This window comes from Streptomyces sp. SID12501 (assembly GCF_010550245.1).
Taxonomy (GTDB): Bacteria; Actinomycetota; Actinomycetes; order Streptomycetales; family Streptomycetaceae; genus Streptomyces.
The window spans coordinates 1-420 of the sequence record NZ_JAAGLU010000796.1 but is presented as its reverse complement, the minus strand read 5'-3'; the positions used below and the strand labels follow the sequence as shown (position 1 = coordinate 420).

The 420-nt window shown below is 73.6% G+C and carries 1 protein-coding gene; it reads right to left on the bottom strand.

Annotation, left to right across the window (positions count from 1 at the left end; genetic code table 11):
* Positions 1 to 420 (bottom strand): tyrosine recombinase XerC (gene xerC / locus G3I71_RS48505; protein WP_164325366.1); only part of this gene is annotated, 420 nt, incomplete at both ends.

Sequence of the window (420 nt, the reverse complement as noted above, 5' to 3'; positions counted from 1 at the left end):
ACGAGGCGTAGGTGTGCCGCAGGTCGTGCACGCGAACGTGCCCGACGCCCGCGGCCTTGCACGCCGACGCCCACCGCTTGCGGAAGTTGTCGAGGTCGAGCACCGTCCCGGTCGCGCTCGCGAGCACGAGCGGGCCGCGGCACACGTCGTGCCCGTCGCCGATCGTGCACGCGCCGCGCTGCGCGGTGCCCAGGTCGAGCCACGTCGGGATCGGGACCTGCCGTGGCCGCTTGCCCTTCGGGAAGGCCTTCATGGCGCCCTCGGCGTCGGACCAGACCTCCGCGACCTCGATGAACCCGCGCTTGGTGTCGACGCGACCCCAGTGCAGTCCGGCAGCCTCGCCCCACCGCATGCCGGTGCCGGCGAGCAGGAGCGTCATCTGCCGCCACGCGCCGTCGAGGTGCTCGACGACGGCGTCGA